Here is a 633-nt window from a genome sequence, read left to right on the forward strand (position 1 = left end):
CGAAAAACCCGAATACCAACGCTTGATCTGTTGCGACTGCTGGGAAGTGGTCATGCCGGAATTGACCTTCGAGCCGACGGCTTGAACGTCCCAAGCGGCAAAGATCACCCATAAAACACTTCAAGCCCGATCCGGAATCCAGCGCCGCAGCGTTTGATAGAGCGCGTCCCGCGAAAACGGTTTGGACAGATAATCGTTCATGCCGATGGCCAAACAGCGTTCCCGATCTTCTGAAAACGCATTGGCGGTCAGCGCGACGATGGGAATCGGGTCCGCGCGGACGCGATCCGGTTCGGTCGCCTCGCGGGCGCGAATCTGGCGGGTCGCTTCAAAGCCGTCCATCTCGGGCATCTGGCAATCCATCAAGACGAGATTAAAGCGGCCCTCGCTCCACCCGTTCAGAGCTTCCAGCCCGTTGGCGGCCAACTCCACTTCCAACCCCAAAGTCTTAAGCATTTCCTCCGCCACCAAGCTGTTGACCGGGTTATCCTCGGCCAGCAAGACTCGACCCGTCAGCCGCCGAACCTCGATTGGCCGCAGCGATGCCGGTTCGACCGAATCCGAGCCAACGGCCAGACACACCGTAAACCAAAAGGTCGTGCCCTGGCCCGGCGCGCTCCGGTAGCCGATTTC

At 59.9% G+C, this 633-nt stretch carries 1 protein-coding gene; it reads right to left on the bottom strand.

The window, feature by feature from the left end; all coding sequences use genetic code 11:
- Positions 1-120: 120 nt before the first annotated feature.
- On the bottom strand, positions 121-633 hold a 513-nt coding region (locus JNK74_29265), incomplete at its 5' end, for a response regulator (protein ID MBL7650267.1).

Source organism: Candidatus Hydrogenedentota bacterium, assembly GCA_016791475.1.
In the GTDB taxonomy this organism is placed as follows: Bacteria; Hydrogenedentota; Hydrogenedentia; order Hydrogenedentales; family JAEUWI01; genus JAEUWI01.